This window comes from Rhodococcus sp. Eu-32 (assembly GCF_003336925.1).
GTDB classification, from domain to species: domain Bacteria; phylum Actinomycetota; class Actinomycetes; order Mycobacteriales; family Mycobacteriaceae; genus Rhodococcoides; species Rhodococcoides kyotonensis_B.
This window is the reverse complement of sequence record NZ_QGNK01000001.1, coordinates 466,558-481,998: the sequence shown is the minus strand read 5'-3', so window position 1 is coordinate 481,998 and position 15,441 is coordinate 466,558. Positions and strand designations below refer to the sequence as shown.

11 protein-coding genes are annotated in these 15,441 nt (G+C 65.1%); 2 read left to right on the top strand and 9 right to left on the bottom strand.

Annotated elements, in window-relative coordinates; all coding sequences use genetic code 11:
* Window positions 1-21: 21 nt before the first annotated feature.
* From DK926_RS02380 to DK926_RS02350, 7 genes are read right to left on the bottom strand one after another with little or no spacing between them, the layout of a single operon-like run.
* Window positions 22-783: an enoyl-CoA hydratase family protein gene (locus tag DK926_RS02380; protein WP_114328327.1), complete on the bottom strand. Its 762-nt coding sequence runs from the start codon at window positions 781-783 to the stop codon at window positions 22-24.
* On the bottom strand, window positions 783-1,943 hold the full coding sequence (locus DK926_RS02375) for an acyl-CoA dehydrogenase family protein (RefSeq protein ID WP_114328326.1): 1,161 nt from the start codon (window positions 1,941-1,943) through the stop codon (window positions 783-785). The genes DK926_RS02380 and DK926_RS02375 overlap by 1 nt, the downstream gene beginning before the upstream one ends.
* A complete protein-coding gene (locus DK926_RS02370) occupies window positions 1,940-3,892 on the bottom strand; it encodes a biotin carboxylase N-terminal domain-containing protein (protein WP_114328683.1) in 1,953 nt (650 codons plus the stop codon). The genes DK926_RS02375 and DK926_RS02370 overlap by 4 nt, the downstream gene beginning before the upstream one ends.
* A 5-nt stretch (window positions 3,893-3,897) precedes the next feature.
* The gene (locus DK926_RS02365) at window positions 3,898-5,496 is read right to left on the bottom strand and encodes a carboxyl transferase domain-containing protein (protein WP_114328323.1); all 1,599 of its coding nucleotides are present in this window, start codon (window positions 5,494-5,496) and stop codon (window positions 3,898-3,900) included.
* On the bottom strand, window positions 5,493-6,641 hold the full coding sequence (locus DK926_RS02360) for an acyl-CoA dehydrogenase family protein (RefSeq protein ID WP_114328321.1): 1,149 nt from the start codon (window positions 6,639-6,641) through the stop codon (window positions 5,493-5,495). The genes DK926_RS02365 and DK926_RS02360 overlap by 4 nt, the downstream gene beginning before the upstream one ends.
* A complete protein-coding gene (locus DK926_RS02355; RefSeq protein WP_114328319.1) occupies window positions 6,638-8,329 on the bottom strand; it encodes an acyclic terpene utilization AtuA family protein in 1,692 nt (563 codons plus the stop codon). Before DK926_RS02355 ends, DK926_RS02360 begins: the two co-directional genes overlap by 4 nt.
* The gene (locus tag DK926_RS02350; protein ID WP_114328317.1) at window positions 8,326-9,123 is read right to left on the bottom strand and encodes a TIGR03084 family metal-binding protein; all 798 of its coding nucleotides are present in this window, start codon (window positions 9,121-9,123) and stop codon (window positions 8,326-8,328) included. The genes DK926_RS02355 and DK926_RS02350 overlap by 4 nt, the downstream gene beginning before the upstream one ends.
* A 91-nt stretch (window positions 9,124-9,214) precedes the next feature.
* Here DK926_RS02350 and DK926_RS02345 point away from each other — a divergent pair, with 91 nt between their 5' ends.
* Together DK926_RS02345 and DK926_RS26980 are read left to right on the top strand one after the other, a co-directional pair.
* Window positions 9,215-10,258 (top strand): endonuclease/exonuclease/phosphatase family protein, encoded by a 1,044-nt coding sequence (locus tag DK926_RS02345; RefSeq protein WP_114328315.1) that lies wholly within the window; start codon window positions 9,215-9,217, stop codon window positions 10,256-10,258.
* 378 nt (window positions 10,259-10,636) lie between these two features.
* A complete protein-coding gene (locus DK926_RS26980; protein ID WP_243636597.1) occupies window positions 10,637-12,709 on the top strand; it encodes an HNH endonuclease signature motif containing protein in 2,073 nt (690 codons plus the stop codon).
* A 106-nt stretch (window positions 12,710-12,815) separates the two neighbouring features.
* On the opposite strand, the gene DK926_RS02325 is transcribed toward DK926_RS26980, so the two are convergent.
* Together DK926_RS02325 and DK926_RS02320 are read right to left on the bottom strand one after the other, a co-directional pair.
* On the bottom strand, window positions 12,816-14,822 hold the full coding sequence (locus DK926_RS02325; RefSeq protein WP_114328681.1) for a glycosyltransferase family 39 protein: 2,007 nt from the start codon (window positions 14,820-14,822) through the stop codon (window positions 12,816-12,818).
* 190 nt (window positions 14,823-15,012) lie between these two features.
* Window positions 15,013-15,408 (bottom strand): hypothetical protein, encoded by a 396-nt coding sequence (locus tag DK926_RS02320; protein WP_114328679.1) that lies wholly within the window; start codon window positions 15,406-15,408, stop codon window positions 15,013-15,015.
* Window positions 15,409-15,441: the final 33 nt, after the last annotated feature.

Below are 15,441 nucleotides of genomic sequence, written 5' to 3'. Positions count from 1 at the left end.
GTATAGCGGCTGACCATCTGGTCATTCCGCAGGCTTCACTCCCGCCCACGATGGCGGACGCTTCTGCAGAAAGGACATCATCCCCTCCCGCGCTTCGTCCGATGCAAACAGCCTCGCCGAATGGGCCGAGAGCTCCTCGCCGCGGGCGTCGAAACCGGCGACAACAGCCCGCGTGGTCAGCCATTTCGACTCGGCCAGCCCCTGCGGCGACGCCTGTCTCAGCGAATCCAGGATGTCGACGACGGTCGACGCCGGATCCGAGCTGGCCTCGCTGATCAACCCGATCGCTTCCGCCTCGTGTGCCCCGAACTTCTCGCCGGTCAGGAAGTACCGGCTGGCCGCGCGCGAGTCCAGTCGCGGCAACACCGTCAGGGACACGATCGACGCGGCCAGTCCCAGCCGAGCCTCGGTCAGCGCGAAGGTGGCGGCAGTGCCTGCGACGGCGATGTCACACGCGGCGACGAGCCCCATACCTCCGGCACGCACGTGTCCGTCGATCTGTCCGACGACCGGTTTCGGAGTCTCGACGATCAGCCGCAACAGGCCGAGCATCTGCGACGTCCTGCTCTCGACCGACGACCCGGCCTCGGACAGGTCGGCCCCCGCACAGAACGTGCCGCCCGTATGGGTGAGCACGATCGCGCGCACGTCGGGGTCGTCGGCTGCGGCCTTCAGACCGGCTTCGAGCTCGTCGACGAGGATCGTCGACAGGGCGTTGCGGTTGTGCGGGGAATCGAGTGTCAGCGTGGTGACGGAGTTGTCCGTCGAACTGGTGACTGCCATCAGTAACTCTTCGGCAGACCGAGCGAGTGCTGCGACACGAAGTTCAGGATCATCTCGCGACTCACCGGTGCGACGCGGGCGATACGAGCCGCACCGAGCATCGCGGCCAGGCCGTACTCCTCGGTGAGGCCTGCACCGCCGTGCGTCTGGATGGCCTGATCGAGCGCCTTGATACTCGCTTCTGCCGCAGCATATTTCGCCATGTTGGCGGCCTCGGCTGCACCGAAGTCGTCGCCACTGTCGTACAGGACCGCGGCCTTCTGCATCATCAGCTTGGCCAGTTCCAGTTCGATCTTCACCTGCGCGAGTGGATGCGCGATGCCCTGATGCGCACCGATGGGCGACTTCCAGACGGTCCGCTCGTTCGCGTACTTCACGGCCGCATCGATCGCGTAACGCCCCATCCCGACGGCCATCGCCGCACCGAGAATCCGCTCCGGGTTCAGTCCCGCGAACAGTTGCATCAGGGCCGCGTCGGCCTCACCGACGAGAGCGTCCGCGGGCAGTCGAACGTCGTCGAGGAACAGCGTGAACTGGTGATCCGGTTCGATGATGTCCATCTCCATCCGGGTCTTCTGGAAGCCCTCGGAATCGGTCGGGACGATGAACAGCGCCGGCTTCAGCTTGCCGGTCTTGGAATCTTCCGTGCGGGCGACGATCAGAACCGCATCGGCCTGGTCGACGCCGGAGATGTAGATCTTGCTGCCGCGAAGGATCCAGTCGCTTCCATCTCGACGAGCCGTCGTCGTGATCTGGTGCGAGTTCGATCCGGCGTCGGGCTCGGTGATGCCGAACGCCATGATCTTCGACCCGTCGGACAGCGCAGGCAGCCACGCCTGCTTCTGCTCGTCGGTGCCGTACTTGCCGATGATGGTTCCGCAGATGGCAGGGCTGACGACGACCAGCAGCAGACCTGCACCGTGTGCCGCGAGTTCTTCCTGGACGAGCGCGAGCTCGTAGATGCCCGCACCCCCGCCGCCGTACTCCTCCGGTAGGTTGACGCCGAGGAAGCCGAGTTTGCTTGCCTCACCCCACAGTTCGGTCAGTGGTTCGCCCTTGCGAGCCTTCGGCAGGACGTAGTCGACGTAGTTGTAGCGCTTGCCCAGCGACGAGACCGCGGCGCGCAGGCCCTTCTGCTCGTCGGTTTCGATGAAGCTCATTCTTCTCCCTCACTGACAACGGCCAAGACCGTCCCGACTTCCACTTGCTGACCTGCACTGACGTTCAGTTCGGTGAGCACACCGTCCGCGGGTGCAGTCACGGTGTGCTCCATCTTCATGGCCTCGAGCCAGAGGATCGGCTGGCCTGCGGTCACGGTGTCACCCTGTGCTGCAGCAACTCTGACGACGCTGCCCGGCATCGGCGCGAGCAACGAACCTGCCGCGACTTCGTCGGTGGGGTCGACGAAGCGCGGTGTGCGTTCGAGGCGCACCGGGCCGAGTGGAGAATCCACGAAGACGTGCGAGCCGTACGTGCTCACCTGGAAAGTTCGACGGATCTTGTTGTCGTCGAGCACGACTCGGTTCGGCGTGTAGTCGACGAGGGTGACGCCGTCGAGTTGGTCCGTCTTCAGCCCGTAGCGGCCGAGGGTGTATTCGACGGTGATGTCGCCGTACAGTTTTCGCTGCGGTTGCGACGGGAGGTTGCGCCAGCCGCTCGGCAGCCCCTTGTTGACCGTCGCCCTGTCGCGGTTCGATGCCGCATCGGCCAACGCCGCCGCGAGTGCCGACATCCGGACGGCCCGCCCCTGCGCGATCGGCTGGGACAGAATGTCGAGGCCGTGCGTGTCGAAGAAGGCCGTGTCGGTGTCGCCGGCCAGGAACGCAGGGTGCTGCAGGATCGCGACGAGGAGGTCGCGGTTGGTCGTCGGCCCGTGAATGACGGCGCGTGACAGGGACTTCGCGAGAAGGTTCGCGGCCTGACCGCGCGTGGGTGCGTACGAGATGACCTTGGCGAGCATGGGGTCGTAGTGGGTGCTGATCGTGCTGCCACTCTCGACGCCGGAGTCGACGCGGATGCCCGACGCGGTCAGGACTTCGAAGTGCCTGCCGGGGATGTCGAACCGATGGACCGGCCCGCTCTGCGGCTGCCACTCCTGAGCCGGGTCCTCGGCGTAGAGCCTGACCTCGATCGAATGCCCCTGCGCCGACGGCTGTTCCGTGGGCAAAGGGTCCCCTGCCGCGACGCTGATCTGCAAGGCGACGAGGTCGAGTCCCGTCGTACATTCGGTGACGGGGTGCTCGACCTGGAGGCGGGTGTTCATCTCCAGGAAGAAGAAGTTGCCCTTCTCGTCGGCGAGAAACTCGACGGTGCCTGCACCCTCGTAACCGATGGCCTCGGCTGCTTTTCGCGCGGCGTCGAACAATCGGTCCCGCATGCCGTCGATGCGTTCGACGAGTGGCGACGGCGCCTCCTCGACGACCTTCTGGTGCCTGCGCTGGATCGAGCATTCGCGTTCGCCCACGGTCCAGACGGTCCCGTGGCGGTCGGCCATGACCTGCACTTCGATGTGCCGCCCGGTCTCGATGTAGCGTTCGACGAACACCGTCGCATCACCGAACGCAGACAGCGACTCGCGCCCAGCGGCTTCGATCTCCTCGTCGAGCTTCGCGAGTTCGCGGACGACGCGCATGCCGCGGCCACCACCGCCCGCCGAGGCCTTGATGAGCACCGGGAGGTCGGCGTCGGTGACATCCGCCGGAGTCAGACGGTCGAGAACCGGCACCCCGGCGTCGGACATGATCTTCTTCGACTCGACCTTCGAGCCCATGAGTTCGATGGCCTTGACGGGCGGTCCGATCCACGTCAGTCCGGCGTTCTGCACCTGCTGTGCGAAATCGGCGTTCTCGGAGAGGAATCCGTAACCGGGGTGGATGGCGTCGGCGCCGGTCTGGACGGCGGCCGCGATCACGAGCTCACCGCGCAGATAGGTGTCCGCCGACGCGGTGCCGGGCAGATGGACCGCAACGTCGGCATCGCGGACGTGCGGGGCATCCGCGTCGGCGTCGGAGAAGACGGCGACCGTGTCGATGCCTTCCTGACGGCAGGTCGTGAAGACGCGTCGGGCGATTTCGCCGCGGTTGGCTACGAGGACGCTCGTGATGGTCATGTCGCTCACATCCGGAAGACACCGAAGGTATCGGTGCCTTCGATCGGGGCAGAGGCGATGGCCGACAAGCACATTCCCACTACCGTACGGGTGTCACGGGGGTCGATGACGCCGTCGTCGTAGAGGCGTCCGGACAGGAACATCGGGAGCGATTCGGCTTCGATCTGGTTCTCGATCATCGCGCGCAATCCCGCGTCGGCCTCTTCGTCGAATGCCTGACCGCGGGCTTCTGCTGCCGCGCGTCCGACGATGGAGATGACGCCTGCCAGTTGCGCGCCGCCCATGACGGCAGACTTGCTCGACGGCCAGGCGAACAGGAAGCGTGGATCGAATGCTCGGCCGCACATGCCGTAATGCCCCGCACCGTACGACGCGCCGAGCAGGATCGAGATGTGCGGAACCGTCGAGTTGGATACGGCGTTGATCATCATCGAACCGTGCTTGATCATGCCCCCTTCCTCGTATTCCTTGCCCACCATGTATCCGGTTGTGTTGTGCAGGAACAACAGTGGCGTGTTCGACCGGTTGGCTAGCTGGATGAACTGCGTCGCTTTCTGCGATTCCTCGCTGAACAGGACGCCGCGTGCGTTGGCGAGAATACCTATCGGGTAGCCGTGCAGCTCAGCCCATCCGATGACGAGCGAGGAGCCGTACATGGGCTTGAACTCGTCGAAGTCGGAGCCGTCGACGATGCGGGCGATGACCTCGCGCGGGTCGAACGGAATCTTGAGGTCGGTGGGGACGATCCCCAGCAGATCCTCGGGATCCGCGAGCGGCTCGATGACGTCGGCGCGCGGCTCGGGCCCCTTCTTCTTCCAGTTCAGCCGCTTGACGATGCTGCGGCCGATACGGATGGCGTCCTGCTCGTCGACGGCGAAGTAGTCTGCGAGACCGGACTTTCGGGCGTGCATCTCGGCACCGCCCAGGGATTCGTCGTCGGAGTCCTCACCGGTGGCCATCTTCACCAGCGGTGGCCCGGCGAGGAACACCTTGGAGCGTTCCTTGACCATGACGACGTGATCGGACATTCCGGGGATGTACGCGCCGCCCGCGGTCGAGTTGCCGAAGACCAGTGCGATCGTCGGAATCCCTTTCGCGGACAGCTGCGTCAGATCGCGGAACATCCGGCCGCCCGGGATGAAGACTTCCTTCTGGGTGGGCAGGTCCGCTCCGCCTGATTCGACGAGCGAGATCACCGGGAGACGGTTCTGGGTCGCGATGTCGTTGGCGCGGAACCCTTTCTTCAGGGTCCACGGGTTGCTGGCACCGCCGCGCACGGTGGGATCGTTGGCCACGATCAGGCATTCGACTCCACTGACGACACCGATCCCCATGACCGTGCTTGCGCCGACAGGGAATTCACTCCCCCAGGCCGCCAGCGGGCACAGTTCGAGGAATGCGGAATCCTCGTCGATGAGAAGTTCGATGCGCTCGCGCGCCAGCAACTTTCCGCGCTTCTTGTGTCGCTCGACGTATTTCTCGCCGCCGCCGAGGAGCGCCTTCGAGTGCTCGGTGTCGATCTCGGCGAGTTTGGTGTTCATCGCCTCCGTCGCATCGGTGAATTGCTCCGATGCGGTGTCGAGAGTGGACTTCAGCACGCTCATGCCTGATACCCCAATCGTTTCGCTGCCAGTCCGGTCAGGATCTCGGTGGTTCCGCCGCCGATGCCGAGGATGCGCATGTCGCGATACTGGCGTTCGACTTCGCTTTCCCGCATGTAGCCGAGGCCACCGAAGAGTTGCACGGCTTTGTCGGCCACCCACTCCCCGGTTTCGACGGCGGTGTTCTTCGCGAAGCAGACTTCGGCGATCAGGTCGTCGTTGCTGTCGAGCGATCGCTCGACGACGTTGCGGGTGTAGACGCGTGCGATGTCGATCTTGCGCGCCATCTCGGTGACGGTCTTCTGCACGGATTGTCGTGCGATGAGCGGCTTTCCGAACGTCTCACGGTCGCGCACCCACTGCAGCGTCAGGTCGAGGCACCGCTGCGCACTGGCGTAGGCCTGGGCGGCGAGGGCGATACGTTCGGTCAGGAAGGCCTGCGCGATCTGCGCGAACCCGGAATTCTCTGCGCCGACGAGGTTCTCCACGGGCACTCGGGCGTCGGTGAACGACAGTTCCGCGGTGTCCGATGCGCGCCATCCCATCTTGTCGAGCTTGTTCGCGACCTCGAAACCGGGGGTGCCCTTCTCGACGACGAGTAGCGACACCCCGGCGGCACCGTCGCCGCCCGTCCTGACTGCAGTGACGACGAAGTCCGCACGGCAGCCCGACGTGATGTAGGTCTTCGCACCGTTGACGACGTAGTGGTCGCCGTCGCGCACTGCCTTGGTTCGCAGATGTCCGACGTCGGATCCACCGCCGGGTTCGGTGATGGCAAGCGAGCCGATCTTCTCGCCCGCGAGGGTCGGGCGGACCCACTTGTCGATCTGCTCGTCGTTCCGTGCTGCGACCAAGTGCGGCAACGCGATTCCGCTGGTGAACAGCGACGCGAACAAGCCTCCCGACGCACCGGCCTGGTGCATTTCCTCGCAGATGACGACGGCGTCGGCGAGGTCGCCACCGTCACCGCCCACGTCCTCTGGGAAGCCCGCGCCGATCAGGCCCAGTGCTGCGGCCTTCTTGTGCAGTTCGCGCGGTAGTTCACCGTCGGATTCCCACTGGTTCAGGTGCGGCAGAATGTCCTGTTCGACGAAGCCGCGAACGGTCTTCCGGAGCTGCTGCCGCTCCGGCGTCGTCCAGATCGTCATATGTCTCCTTGGAATGCGAGCGTTTCGGGAATGTCGATGTGGCGAGACCGAAGCCACTCGCCGAGCCCTTTGGCCTGAGGATCGAAACGTGCCTGTGACGCAACGCCTTCGCCCAGAATTCCGTCGATGACGAAATTGACGGCTCTGAGGTTCGGCAGAACGTGTCGGGTGACGGTGAGCTCGCGCGTCTCCGGCAGCATCTCTTTCAGCTTCGACTCCGTCAGTGCATGTGCGAGCCAGGCGAATTCGTCGTCGGTGCGCACCCAGACGCCGACGTTGGCGTTACCGCCCTTGTCGCCGCTACGGGCGGCCGCGATGGTGCCGAGCGGGAGGCGGACAGTGGGCTCGGCCGGACGCGTGCCTGGAAGCTCGGGATGATCCAGAGGTGCAAGCTCACGGGTCTCTTCGGCAGGGCGGATGTCGCGCCGCGTACCGTCCGGGAGTACCGCCGTATGCGGCACGGCGGCGATCGGTACGAAGCCGGCCGTGAACACACCGTACGGACCGCCGTTCGACGGCGGGGCCGTCAGCGAGAAGCCGGGGTAGCTCGCGAGTGCGAGTTCGACTGCCACTGCGGAGAATTGGCGGCCGACGACGTTGGGGTCGCTGTCGCGCGCGACGCACCGAAGCACGGCGCTTGCCGTTTCCTCGGTGTCGGCGTCGGGCTTGTCGCTGCGAACGAGGGTCCAGTCGAGCTCTTTCGGCCTCGTCGGCAACCAGGCTTCGAACTGTCGACGGGCGAGTTCGGCTTTCGCGTCGATGTCGAGTCCCGTCAGCACGAACGTGAATTCGTTGCGGAAACCACCGAGCGAGTTGAGCGAGACCTTCAGCGTCGGGGGCGGTGCTTCGCCGGTCACGCCGCTGATGCGGACGCGATTGCTCGATTCCTGTGTCAGTCGGGCCGTGTCGATCCGTGCGGTGACGTCGGGATTCGCGTACCGCCCACCGGTGATCTCGTACAGCAACTGTGCGGTGACGGTGCCGACGCTCACTGCGCCGCCGGTCTTCTCGTGCTTGGTGATGACCGAGGAACCGTCGGCCTCGATCTCGGCGATCGGGAAGCCGGGACGGGACATGTCGGCGATCTCGGTGAAGAAGGAGTAGTTGCCGCCCGTCGCCTGGGTGCCGCATTCGATGACGTGACCGGCGACGACAGCCCCGGCCAAGGCGTCGTAATCGGTTGGTGTCCAACCGAAGTGATGTGCGGCTGGCCCGACGATGACGGACGCGTCGGTGACGCGCCCGGTGACGACGACGTCGGCGCCCGATTTCAGGCATTCGACGATGCCCCACGCGCCGAGATACGCATTGGCGGTCAGTGGCGAGCCGAGGCCGAGTTCCTGTGCGCGCGGCAACAGGTCGTCGCCCTCGACATAGGCTATTTCGGCGCCGAAACCGAGCTTGTCGAGCGCGTCGACGAGCCCTTCGGGATTGAGTCCGCCTGCGTTGGCGACGATCTTGACACCCTTGTCCAGAGCGAGCCCGAGGCAGTCCTCGGCTTGGCGCAGGAAGGTTTTCGCGTAGCCGCGGGTGGCGTCCTTCATCCGGTCGCGGCCGAGAATCAGCATCGTCAGTTCGGCGAGGTAATCGCCTGTCAGATAGTCGAGTTCGCCGCCTTCGAGCATCTCGCGCATCGCCGAGAGACGATCGCCGTAGAAGCCGGAGCAGTTACCGATCCGCACGGTCATCGTTTGTCACGTCCCGATCCAGGTGGGCCCGCGAAGGCCTGAGCGATGGTGAGCCAGTGCTGTGCGTCGTCACCGACGGCCGTGAGATCGAGGTCGTCGCGGTGAGCACGCTGGGTCACCAGAAGGCAGAAGTCCGCCGCCGAGCCGGTGACGCGCTGCGACGCGTCCTCCGGTCCCCAGGTCCAGAGCTCGCCCAAGGGGGAAGTGAGCTCGACCCGGAACGGCTCGGCCGGCGGAGTCTGCTGGTTGACGGCGTAGGCGAAGTCGCGTGTGCGCACCCCGATGTGTGCCACGCCCTTGATGCGGTCGGTCGGCTCCCTGACGATGCCGAGTGCGTCGGCGACGTCCTGGCCGTGTGCCCACGTTTCCATCAATCGGGCTGTCGCCATGGACGCCGCGCTCATGGGCGGGCCGAACCATGGGATCTTCACTCGCGCAGGCACTTTGACGAGCGCATCGGCCATGGCGTGCCTGCGGGTGCGCCAGGTGGTCAGCAGGTCCGGCTTGGCGGCTTCCTCGTCGGCGGCGGCGTCGACGAATCCGGTGGGGTCGGCCCACGCTTGCTTCAGTGCTACGTCGAACTCGGCCGCCGCGTCGGCGTCGCCTGCTGCACCCGACGTCGTCCGCTCGGCGACGTTGTCTGTCCAGGACAGGTGTCCGATCTGGTGAGCGATGGTCCATCCGGCGGCGGGAGTAGGCGTCGACCATTGTTCTTGGTCGAGGTCGGCGACGAGCGCGTCCAGCGCATCGCCTTCCGCGCGGAGGTCATCGACGATCGAGTCGAGGTCGGCCATGTGGACAGCATTCCAGCGGGTTCGTAAAAAAGCAAGCGCGCCTGCTTGTTAATTCACGTGCCGTTCAGATGCAGCCTCTACGGTGCCGGGCATGAGGATTTTCGTCGGTGTTTGTGCTGTTGCCGTGTTGGCCGGGTGCGCGTCGCCCGCCGAGAACGAGGCGTCGACCATCAGGGTTGCGACGTTCAACGCGAGCATGAATCGAAGCGCCGCGGGCGAGTTGGTCGCCGACCTGCAGGGCGACGATACGCAGATACGTGCGGTTGCCGACGTCGTCGGGCAGAACGATCCGGATGTGTTGCTGATCAACGAGTTCGACTATTCGGGTCCCGATGCGGTGAACCTGTTTCGTGATCGGTATCTCGACGGCAAGTACGAATTCTCGTACACGGCGCCCGTGAACACGGGCGTCGACTCGGGGCTGGATCTGGATGTCGACGGCGCCACGGATGGCCCGGGAGATGCCTACGGGTTCGGTCAATTCGCTGGTCAGTACGGAATGGTGGTGTTGTCGAAGTATCCGATCGACACCTCGGGCGTGCGTACGTTCCAGAACTTCCTGTGGAAGGACATGCCGAATTCGCTGTTGCCACGCGACTACTACGGGGACGCGTCGGACGCGTTGCGCCTGTCCAGCAAGTCGCATTGGGATGTACCGGTGGATGTCGACGGCCGGACGCTGCATGTGCTGGCGTCGCATCCGACTCCCCCGTCGTTCGACGGCCCGGAGGATCGCAACGGCAAGCGCAATCACGACGAGATCCGACTGACGGCCGACTACATCTCCGGTGCGGAGTATCTGTACGACGACAACGGAGTTCGTGGCGGATTGGACTCCGGTGCATCGTTCGTCGTGGTGGGTGATCAGAACAGCGATCCGGTCGACGGCGATTCGGTGGCCGGGTCGATTCAGCAACTGTTGGATCACCCTCGAGTTCAGGATCCTGCGCCGACGTCGGAAGCCGGTAGTGGAACGGATACAGCGGATTTCGCCGATCCCGTGCCCGGCGATCTGCGGGTCGACTACGCCTTGCCATCGGACGACCTGACAGTCGCGGGCTCGGGTGTTCACTGGCCTGCCGGGGTGGAACACCCGTCGGACCACAGGTTGGTGTGGGTGGACGTGCAGATCTAGGGTCGCACGACGGCGTATGGCACGTATGCATTCGACGTCTTCTCCTCTCGGACGGCGTCTTCGAGCGCGGCGCCGGTCGACGCCGTGGCCAGACGTCGTCGACGGGGTTCGCGAATTGCGGCCGCCGAGGTCCTCGGCGGATTCGAGCACAGGGTCGGGGATATCCGGGATGTGCCGTAGGGATGTTTGGCGCCCGGGCCCGTTGATGCGTGACCCTGGTTGATGCGTGTCGCGATGCGCGCGGCGCGTTCTTGTCGGTGGCATGTGATAGCGCCTGTTCGATCGTAATGCGCTGCGGCGCAACCAGTTTCCTTGACATCCCGATCTTCGGTGGTATAGTCGAACACAAGTTCGAATCGAGTCGGGGGGCTTGAATCCATGCCGTTCACGGAGCGCAGCGCGTTCGCGAAATACGTCGGACCACAGAAGAAACCGGTCATCGACACCGACCTGTTGGGTGAACTGTCGCAGGTCGCGGTCCTGGAAAACCAGGCCTGCGCACGCAAAGTCGCTCTCGCAGCCCACATGTGGGATTCGTGCATCCACCAAACTATCCAAGTCGGGGACCTGATCACCGACGCCGGCAACTACGCCGCCTCCGAAACCGCGAAAATCCTGGGCTGCTCGAAAACCGTCGCGGACACCTTCGCCGAGATCGGCATGGATTTACGGCTACGACTGCCCGCGATCAAGAAAGCGTTCGACGCCGGCGAACTCGACCTCGCCCGCGTCCGCGCGATCTACCGGGTCACCTCCCCGCTGTCTTTGGATGCCGCCACCCGGATCGAAGCCGAAGTACTACACGCCGCTAGAAGGCTCTCGCCCGGACCATTGGCCACCGAAATAGCCGCCATCATCCAGCGCACCGCACCCGATGAAGTCGCCGAAACACGGGAAGACCTGAAAAAGCTCACCGGAGTGCGCTACCGCGACAAAGACCTGATCGCCACCATCGAAGCAACCCTCGACGCCGCCGACGCCGCCGCCTGCTGGCAATCGATCACCGAAATGGCCGCCACCGTATGCCCGCGCGACCCTCGTACCCGCAGCCAACGCCTCGCCGCCGCCTACACCGCATGCATGCGACGCGAAACCCATCTCGCCTGCACCTGCGACGTCGACGAAGACCACCCCTGCACCGCCAACCGGACCTTGCCCGACCGGCGCGTACCACTGACCTCGATCACCATCGACCTCGCCACCCTCGCCGCGTTGAACGATCTACCCGCCTACCTCGCTGGACACGGGTTGATCGACGCCGCCTACGCCCGCGAACTCGCCGCCAACAGCGACTGGCACATCGTCATCACCGAAGCCAGAAACATCGCCGACGAACTCCACATCACCCTCGACAACACCACCGACACGGCTAACGACGACGACGACGCGACCGCAGAAGACACCGACACCGTGACCGAAAGTGCCGAGCAGGACGCGAACAGCACGAACACTGCCGCCGACGAGGCCGGCGACCAAAACGAACGCAAAGGCGAAGGCGAACGCGAGGAAAACGACGACGACGCTGCCGGAGGAACGGCCGGTCACGACAGCGACGATACCGACACCGACACCGAAAGCGCCGAGCAGGAAGGTGATACCGGGGACGCCGCGACCGAATCCGAGAATGCCCCAGCAGCTACCGGACGCCCGACACCCGTCGATCATCTGACGTTCCACCCACTCGGACGCGGGCGACGCCGACGCGGACTACGCCTGCCGAAACCGGCTGTAGGCGCCGCTCGCGCACAGACCGTCCCCGCCGACACCGGCCCCTACCGCGGCTCCTACACACTCATCGCTGCCCTCGAGAAAGCGATCGCCGCCAACCCTGCTGTCGCCCAAGCGCTCTACCCCGACGGCCACGGCGGATTCATCGAACCACCCGCCGGAGCACTGCAGTACAAGCCCCGCACACAGCTCGCCGACCTGGTCCGCCACCGCGACCGCACCTGCCGATTCCCCGGCTGCGACGTCCCCGCAGCCAGCTGCGAACTCGACCACATCATCCCCTACCTCCACCACGACCCCGCCCGCGGCGGATGGACAATCCTGACCAACCTGCACTGCCTGTGCCGCTACCACCACTCCCTCAAAACCATGGCCGCCTGGCACACCACCATGCTCGCCGGAGCCATCGAACACTGGACATCGAACTCCGGCAGCACCGCCGTCACCCTCCCCGGAAACAGCGTCGGCGCAACCGATCTCACCGGCCACACACTCACACCACACATACCCCGCAAACGCAGACCCACATGCGACACGACATCACCCGAAACGGAACCGACGAAGCCAACGCCCGCCGAGCCCCACAAGACCAGCGAGCCCGACAAGACCGGCGAGGCCGAGAAGGCCAGCGAAACAACCACCCACGATCAACCCACCGACCCCTGGAACGTCGACATCACCGGCAAAGAAAGGGTAGACGCCGATGACCCAGCACCGTTCTGACACAGGCGATCCGACAACGACGATCCCCTGCCCCACCGTGATGGCAGGACAGGGGATCTACGCGTCATGGCCTGAAGTCGCGGGCCATGTCATGGTGCTGCGTGGCTCAGCCGGCGTAGGTGCTGAGGTCGTAGACGGTCGTGCCGTCGACAGTCGTGGCCGTGAAATTAGCAGCCACCCATTCGGCGATTTCGGACGACGTGCTGTCCGAGCTGCCGCCGGGACCGCCCTGTCCGCCCATGCCTCCGCCCTGACCACTCGAGATGTAGTACTTCACCTGATGGTCCGCGACATACGCGATGAACTGGTCGAGCGTCGGAGCAGGGTCACTGCTCCACCCACCGATCGCCATGACGGCCGTATCGGTAGCCAGCTCGTACGTTGCGGCCGACTGCGAACCGTTCACCGCAGCCGACCACGTGGTGTCGGCAGATTCGAGCAACTCGTTCACCGCATCGGACGATTGCGACGACATACCCGGGCCGCCGGACGGAGCGCCGCCGGACGGAATACCCGCCTGGGTGCTGTCGGACATCGACGCGCCGGGCTGCTGACCATCACCCATACCGCTGGGCACCTCACCGCCGGACATCCCACCGGCCGGCATCTCACCGCTCGGCATTTCACCACTGGGCGCCTGACCGTCACTCGGCATCCGCATGCCGCCACCCATGCCGCCGCCCATACCGGTATCGGAGACGGCACCGGTCGGACCAGCGGTCGGGATGGATCCACCATGCGCGGTCGCCGCCGTCGCGATGGCGTACGACGTCCCACCACCGAGTCCTGCCAGCGCCCCGACGATCAGCGCCACAGCCGCCAACTTCCGGATCCGACCGGCCACAAGCCAGAGTGCAGCTCCGACGACCGTGCCCACCAACAAGAGCCATTTCAATGCGGGCAGCCAATCGGCATTGCGGTTCAGCAAAACCCACGACCAGATTCCGGCAGCAAGCATCACCGTCGCCAGACCTGCTCTGCCGCAGATCGATTCACGGCGCAACCACAGTGCGTACCCGCCCGTACCGATCAGACCTGCGATCGCGGGCGCCAGAGCCACCGTGTAGTAGGGATGAATCGTGCCGGACATGTAACTGAAGATCAGGCCCGTCACGAGGAACCAGCCACCCCACAGCACGAGCGAGGCTCGCAGCAGATCCGTCCGCGGCGCACGACCGCGGGCAATCAACCCGAACACCAATGCGATCAGCGCAGCCGGAACGAGCCACGAAATCTCGATACCCATCTCGCTTCCGAACAACCGATCCAGGCCGGTGGCACCGCCGAAACTGGAACCCGCAGCGCCACCGCCCATGCCGCCGCCACCCCCACCACCGTTCCCGCTTCCTCCGAAAATGCGCCCGAGCCCGTTGTAGCCGAGCACCAGATCCATCACGGTGTTGTCCGTCGAACCACCGACGTACGGACGAGCATCGGCAGGCCACAACGCGACCGTCACGACCCACCACCCGGCACCGGCGATCAATGCCGCGGCAGCACCGACGAGATGCAGCAGGCGCGCACGCAGACGTGCCTGTCCCGCAACGAGATACGTCAGTCCGAACGCGGGCAACACCAGCAGGCCTTGCAGCATCTTCGTCAAGAACGCGAATCCCAGTGCGACACCGGCGAACGCGAGCCACATCGCAGCACGACGACCGACCGCAGTCTGCAACGACCGCACGACGAAGTACGCGCCCACCGACATCAGCAGCACCAGCAGCGCGTCGGGATTGTCGAACCGGAACATCAGAGCAGCAGCGGGAATCGTCGCCAATGCAGCACCGGCCAGCAGACCGGCAGTCGGATTCGCGACCCGCTTCACCGCGGCATACACCGTCGCTACCGCGCCGACACCCATGAGCGCTTGCGGGACGAGCAGGCTCGCGCTGGAGAATCCGAAGATCCTCGCGGACAGGCCCATCATCCACAGCGACGCCGGCGGCTTGTCGACGGTGATGAAGTTCGACGAGTCGAGCGAACCGAAGAACCATGCCGTCCAGTCCTTCGAACCCGCCTGCGCCGCCGCGGCATAGAAGGTGTTGGCGTAGCCGCTCGCAGTCAGATTCCACAGATAGAGCACCGCCGTGGCGACGAGCAGCGCGGCCAGCAGAACATGATCGCGGTTCGACGTGAAACGACGCGCGCGGCGGTGCCGAGACGCAGCGCGCGGCTGCGAAGTCGCTCGCGGTGGCAGAAGTGGTGTGGTCACGGTGGTCCTCCATCGACGATGTCTTGCGACCAGAGTGACCCCGCTACTTGCGTCCGGACTGGGAGCACGCTCGAGGAAAGCTGTGAACCGATCACACCCCATCCAGCGGCGTCGACACCGCGATACGACGCATCCCGTCCGCCCCCATGACGACTTGATAGGCGTTGCGTTCGACGCCTACCGGGTCACCATCGGCGCCGAGGTTCTCGAGCAGCAGGTGACCCACCCAGATTCCATCACCTTCGATCTCGGTCACGATGTTCTTCGCGCGCACCGCGTGAATGCCCCGCGAGCGGTAGAACTGTCGACCCTCGGTGAAGAAGTCGCGGGTCTGCTGCGGATCGGTGACGGCCAGACATCCGTGAGGTGACACCGCCAGCGCCGGATAGTTGTAGATGTCGACGAGTCCGTCGATGTCGCCGTCGGACAGGTAGCCGGTGTACCGGGCGAAGAAATTCTCGATCGTCTCTTGTTCGTCGATGCTCATGTTCGGCAACGTACGACGCATTACCGCCACGCC

Bases quoted from the DNA above. Each gene is read 5' to 3' on its own strand.
- DK926_RS02380 (WP_114328327.1), bottom strand. From the start codon at position 783: ATGGCAGTCACCAGTTCGACGGACAACTCCGTCACCACGCTGACACTC.
- DK926_RS02375 (WP_114328326.1), bottom strand. From the start codon at position 1,943: ATGAGCTTCATCGAAACCGACGAGCAGAAGGGCCTGCGCGCCGCGGTC.
- DK926_RS02370 (WP_114328683.1), bottom strand. From the start codon at position 3,892: ATGACCATCACGAGCGTCCTCGTAGCCAACCGCGGCGAAATCGCCCGA.
- DK926_RS02365 (WP_114328323.1), bottom strand. From the start codon at position 5,496: ATGAGCGTGCTGAAGTCCACTCTCGACACCGCATCGGAGCAATTCACC.
- DK926_RS02360 (WP_114328321.1), bottom strand. From the start codon at position 6,641: ATGACGATCTGGACGACGCCGGAGCGGCAGCAGCTCCGGAAGACCGTT.
- DK926_RS02355 (WP_114328319.1), bottom strand. From the start codon at position 8,329: ATGACCGTGCGGATCGGTAACTGCTCCGGCTTCTACGGCGATCGTCTC.
- DK926_RS02350 (WP_114328317.1), bottom strand. From the start codon at position 9,123: ATGGCCGACCTCGACTCGATCGTCGATGACCTCCGCGCGGAAGGCGAT.
- DK926_RS02345 (WP_114328315.1), top strand. From the start codon at position 9,215: ATGAGGATTTTCGTCGGTGTTTGTGCTGTTGCCGTGTTGGCCGGGTGC.
- DK926_RS26980 (WP_243636597.1), top strand. From the start codon at position 10,637: ATGCCGTTCACGGAGCGCAGCGCGTTCGCGAAATACGTCGGACCACAG.
- DK926_RS02320 (WP_114328679.1), bottom strand. From the start codon at position 15,408: ATGAGCATCGACGAACAAGAGACGATCGAGAATTTCTTCGCCCGGTAC.